The following is a 5438-nucleotide window of genomic DNA, read 5'->3' as shown; positions in this document are numbered from 1 at the left end:
AGAACCGGGACAGGCACCCTCACCCTGACCCTCTCCCGAGGGGAGAGGGGATATCTTCGCTCACTTCACTGAACTGAAAACTGAACTGAAAGATGAGCGGTTACGGATCCGGATCCGGCAGCTCGCCGGGCGCCAGCTCGGGCTCGGCGGGCTTCGGCGGGGCCGGCAGCTCACGGCCCGTGGAGTGGACACTGTCACCCGTCTCCGGCGGCGGCGGCCCGCCCGGCTTGCGATCCGGCGGACGTAGCTCCTCGGCGAACTGCTCGGCGACCACGTCCAGCATCGCCGTCAGCTCCCGGCGGAACAGCGAGGGATCCTTCCCCACCTTGAAGGGATCCAGGTGCTCGGCGCCCTCGGCCACCCGGTCCACCAGGAAGGGACGGCGCCAGATCTCCGCCCGCCCGTTGATCTTGAACATGCGCGCATAGCCCCGCATGTACGCGCCCGCCTGCCCCTTCACACTCCGCATCCCGTAGTCCTGGATGACGAACTCCACCACCGCGTCCGCCCCCAGCCGCGTCAGCAAGTCGTAGTCCGGGGCGTTCGCCGGCACCTCCTCCACCAGGAAGCTCTCCAGCATCGTCGCCACCCGCGCTGGATCCAACGCGTCCACCCACGGCCGCTCCTCGGGGAGCTGCCGGAACGTATTCACCCGCAGGCGCTCGGAGACCTCGAAGCGGGACACCGCTCCGGTCAGCTTCGCCTGCAGCCGGCGATCCGCCTCCTTCGGCTCCAGCTTCTTGAGCTTGTCCTTGTACGCGCTGTCCTCGCGGAACACGAGGCTGTGCGGGCCCGCCTCGAGCTCGATCCGGGAGATGAACGCGGGCCTCGACACGCGATCCAGGTTCGCGCCCGCGAGTCGCTGCGAAGCACAACCCCCAGAGAGAAGCACCAGCAATGCGAGGAATGAGATTCGCCCCATTCCTCACACATACAGCATTTTTCCGCTTCGACCCAACGCACGGCGTCAAGGCACGGACACTCTCCCCCCGAGGGAGCAGGCTTCAGAACAGCACCAGCTCCTCGTGTGGCTCCAGCGTCTCGCCGGTGACGTTCTCCTGCCCTCCGAGGAGGGCCTCGTTGCTGCGCTGGCGGGTCTCGATCAGCTCGGAGACGAGCGCCAGAATCTGCGGATGGGTGAGGATGAGGGTGTCGAAGTCCTCGCGAGGCAGCCGCAGCAGCGAGGTGTTGCGCGCGGCCGTCACGGTGGCGTTGGCGGGTGTCTTCTGGAGAAGGGACATCTCGCCGAACAGCTCGCCCTCGCGCAGCCGGGCCAGGGGTTGCTCGCCCTTGGTGACGGCCACCTCGCCGGAGAGCACCACGTAGAGGCCGTCCACCTGGTGGCCCTCGTGAATGATGATGTCGCCCCGGCGCACCTCGCGGGCCCGGAAGCGCTCCACCAGCTCGCGCCGATCCTTGCGGCCGAAGGGCTGGAAGAGCGCCGAGGTGTTCACCACGTCCGACAACAGCCGTTGCCGGCAGAAGCGCCTCAGTGCCTTGGCCACCTGCGGGTAGCTGCGCGAGAGGCTCGCGAGCACCGGCGCGGAGATCTCCAGCACCTGCGTCTCCTCGGAGGCGCTCACCACCGAGGCCGAGCGCGGCGCACCCGACAACAGTGCCATCTCGCCGAAGAAGGCACCCTCGCCCAACCAGGCCAGCTCGCGCTGCTCGGCGCCGGACTGGCGCACGATGCGCACGCGGCCCGCGCAGATGACGTAGAAGGCATCGCCCCGGGTGCCCTGCTCGATGATGCGTCCGCCCTCGGGGAAGCGGCGCAGCGGGCAACGCTCGAACAGCGCGATGAAGGCGTCGCGCGGCAGGTCCGAGAAGAGCGGAATCTTCGGCAGCGCCTCGTCCTGGGGGGCCGTGTCGGCGACGGGCTCCTCGGCTTCCGGCGTGCTCGTCTCCTCCACCGCGGGGGCGGACGGCACGGGCTCCGCGTGCTGCCCGGCGCCCGCGAGCGCCGCCAGCTCCACCGCGTGCAGCAGCGAGTCCGCCTGCACCGCGAGCTCCGTGAAGGGCACGCTCCCCGGCACCGGCGGCTGGAAGTCCACACCGTCCTGGGGCGTGAAGCGCTCGAGGCGCGGCGAGGCAGGGCCCCCGGCCGCCACCCGGAGGGGCTGGGGCGGAGGCGCGGGAGTGGAAGGCGCGGATGGCGGCTCCGTCACGGCCGGACGCACGTCGCTCGAACGGCGGCGCAGACCTGGAGGCGCGGACTTCGCCACGGCGGCCTGGACGGGCGCGGCTTCCGGGCTCCCCTTCTCCGCATCGCCGAGATCCAGCTCCACCTCGATGTCCGCCGCGGGCGCGGCGGGAGGCTCGGTGCCCGCCTCCTCGAAGTCCAGCTCCACCTCGATGCCCGACAGGGAAGAGGCGGCCCTGGGCTCGGGCTCGAAGGCCTCAACGGACCCGGGCTCCTCCGAGGCCAGGGCCTCGTCGACGTCCGGCGGCAGCTCGATGAAGAACGCGGACGGCTTCGCCACCGGAGGCGCTTCCAGCGGCCTGGGCGTCACCGCGCGAGCCGCGCCTCCCGTTCCGCCCCTGCGGGCGTAGAGGTTGGCGAGCATCTGCTGCACGCCCTGGTGCGACGCATCCAGCTCCAGGATGAGCTTGCTGGCGGCGATGGCTCGCGGGAGGAACCCCTCGCGGGCGAAGCCCTCGGCGGCGGCCTGGTAGGAGGAGATGGCGCGGGCATTGTTGCCCACCTTCACCCAGGCATCCCCCAGCCGCACGCGCGCCTGGTAGTCCTTCGGGTCCAGCTGACAGTATTCCTCGAAGAGCTCGGCGGCCCGGGCAAAGCGTCCCTTGGTGAGGGCTTCGTTGGCTTTGTCCCTGAGCTGCCGTGGCTCCATGTCAGCGTGCCCCCTCGGCCGCGGTCGTCGTCTTGGCCAACGCCGTCACCGCTGCCTCTCGGACCCGACGGTAATAGTCACTCTTGAGCGCGTCCAGTGCATCGGCCTGGGCGCCCGTGCCCATCTTCGTGAGCGCCCCCGCCGCCGCGGCCCGGATCTCCGGCAGGTCATGGTACAGGTCGCGAGCCACCACCTCGGCCGCCGTGGTGTCGCCGAGCTCTCCCAGGGCGGTGAGCAGCTCGCGCCGGCCAACGCCCGAGGGCTCCTCCAGCGCCTTCACCAGCGTGGGCACCGCCTCCTTCGCCTTCAGCCGGCCCAGCAGCGTGGCGGCCAGCACCACCTCGGGGCCTCCCTCGGAGACGACCTTCTGGAGCTCGCCCACCGCGGAGGCCGGCGCGCCCGTCTTCACGAGGGCATCGAGCACCACCAGCTTCTCGCCGTGGATCTGCGGCAGCAGCTCCACCAGCGCGGACCGCCCGGCCTCGCCCTGCTCGGCGAGCGCCTGGGCCAGGGTCTTCACCAGATCGCGCTCGGCCTCGAACAGGCCGTTCTTCGCGAGCGCCACGCCCTCGGGCCCCAGCCGCGTCAGGCCCACCAGGGCGGCGGTGCGCACCGTCACGCTGGAGTCGCCGGCGAAGTTCTTGAGCAGCTCCAGCGCCCCGGGCGCCTTCACGGACCCGAGCGCGCGCAGCAGCCCGGCCAGCGGCTCGAGCTTGCTCGAGTCCACGTCATCGAACAGCTCGGCGGGGGCGCGCTGCTGCACCACGGGCCGGCCCTGCTCGCGCGTCTTGGCCGCGTTGAGCGCCTTCACGCGGGCCATGAGGCTGGCGTGCTTCTCGCGCTTCGCCGCACTGTCGCCGCCACTCGCCGGCTGGGAGGGATCGAACCCCGGCCCATAGCGCTCGGGGAGCTTCTGGGTGACCCAGTCCTGGCGGAGCGCCTGCGCGGACGCGAGCTCCTGCTCGAAGGCCTTCTGCAGCACGGGAGCCGCGGAGGCATCCCCGATGGCCGCGGCCGCGTCCACGGCGAGCGCACGCAACGTGGCATCGCCCTGGGTGATGTAGGGCAGCACCTTGGGGAGCAGATCCCTGGCCGCGGGGCCGAGGCCGATCACCACCTGCAAGCCGCCCGCGGCGGTGGAGGGACGCGACAGACGCTCGACGATGGGCTCCACGGGGCAGCCGCCGCGCTCGCGCATCGCCCGGGCGACGGGGATGGCCTCACGGGTCCCGGCATCGAGCGCGATGGCGCACAGCGCCGCATCCGTCTGGGGCTGGCGCGGCATGTCGAGCAGGGCGTCGATGGCCAGGGGGCTCACGGAGCTCTTCTCCACCGCCACGGCCTGCAACCGGGGAATGGCCTGGGGCTCCTGCAGCCGCGTGAGGGCGGTGATGGCGGACTCGCGCAGCTCGGGGAAGCTCTCGTCCAGCAGGGGCAGGATGGCGGGCACGGCGCGCTTGTCGCCCAGGTCCCCCAGGCCGCGCACCGCGGCGGCGGCGAGGATGACCTGGCTGTCGCGCACCAGGGGCACCAACCGGTTGAAGGCATCGGGACGGCCGCTCTTGCCCAGCTCCTCGGCGGCGCCCACGCGCTCGGGCAGCGAACCCTCGTTGATGGCCAGGAGGTTGCGCTCCCAGATGGCCTTGGACTCGGCGGCGACGACCTCGGCCATGGCGCCGGGCACGTTGGCCTGCTTGAGGGCCTGGACGATCACCTGGCGCGTCTGACGGCCGCGGCGGCCGTACTGCAGCGTGAGATAGGCCTTGGCCTTGTCGTTCTTCACCTGCGCCAGGGCCATGGCCGCCTGGCCCTGCACGTCCACGTCGGAGTCCTCGAGCAGCTCGCCGAGCAGATCCACCACGCGGGGATCCTGGCTCTTGCCGAGCGCGGAGGCGGCCTCGCCGCGGACGATGGAGGCCATGTCCTTGGCGGCACGGGTGAAGAGGGCCAGGTCGTCAGCACGGGCGTCCTCGGCCAGCTTCTTCACGGCGAGGGCCCTCACCTCGGGGCGAGGGCTCTGCAGATCCGCGAGGAGCTGATCCCGGCTCCCACTGCACCCGGCAGCGGAGAGAAGGGACAGGACGACAAGGAAGGAGCGCACGCCGGTTCGCATCGTTCTCCGGGGAGGGAAAGCGTGAGACGCCGGCGGTTATATCAGCGGTGCGCGCGACCGCCCACGACTCAGCGGCCCTTGCGAGGGCCCCCTCGGCCCCTGGGCGCCCCAGCGCCGCGAGGACCCCCGGCGCCCCGAGGAGCCCGGGAGTTCCAATCGGACGTGGGCCCCTGCTTCTTCGCGCGCCAGTTCACGAAGGGCTTCGAGCCCTCGCCCGTCTCCTCGCCTCCCGGACGTGCCGCACCGCGGCGGGCCGGGCCACCCGCGCCCGCTCCGAACGGCTTGCGCGCGGGGCGCTCACCGCGCTCCTCGTCCCGAGGCGCCCACTCGCGGCGCTCCGGACGGGCGCCACGCGAGGGAACCCGGCGCTCGGCGCTTGGATTCGACGCGAAGGGGCTGCTGCGCTCGGAGCGGCCACCGGCGCCCGCTCCAAACGACTTGCGCGCAGGACGCTCACCGCGCTCCTCGCCGCC

The 5438-nt window shown here is 71.9% G+C and carries 3 protein-coding genes and 1 pseudogene; all 4 read right to left on the bottom strand.

The annotated features are described in order from the left end of the window. Nucleotides 1-100 precede the first annotated feature (100 nt). Nucleotides 101-922, bottom strand: coding sequence for a hypothetical protein (locus tag Q664_RS18710; protein WP_200883728.1), 822 nt, complete (start codon nucleotides 920-922; stop codon nucleotides 101-103). 82 nt (nucleotides 923-1004) lie between these two features. Beyond that, the gene (locus tag Q664_RS18705; RefSeq protein ID WP_043397139.1) at nucleotides 1005-2852 is read right to left on the bottom strand and encodes a cyclic nucleotide-binding domain-containing protein; all 1848 of its coding nucleotides are present in this window, start codon (nucleotides 2850-2852) and stop codon (nucleotides 1005-1007) included. 1 nt (nucleotide 2853) lies between these two features. Then, complete coding sequence (locus Q664_RS18700) at nucleotides 2854-4965, bottom strand: HEAT repeat domain-containing protein (protein WP_043397136.1); 2112 nt, start codon at nucleotides 4963-4965, stop codon at nucleotides 2854-2856. A gap of 68 nt (nucleotides 4966-5033) precedes the next feature. Next, nucleotides 5034-5438: pseudogene (locus tag Q664_RS59155) on the bottom strand (hypothetical protein); the annotation flags it as partial.

The sequence above is a fragment of the Archangium violaceum Cb vi76 genome (genome assembly GCF_000733295.1).
Classification (GTDB): domain Bacteria; phylum Myxococcota; class Myxococcia; order Myxococcales; family Myxococcaceae; genus Archangium; species Archangium violaceum.
This window is presented reverse-complemented; position numbering and strand designations above follow the sequence as displayed.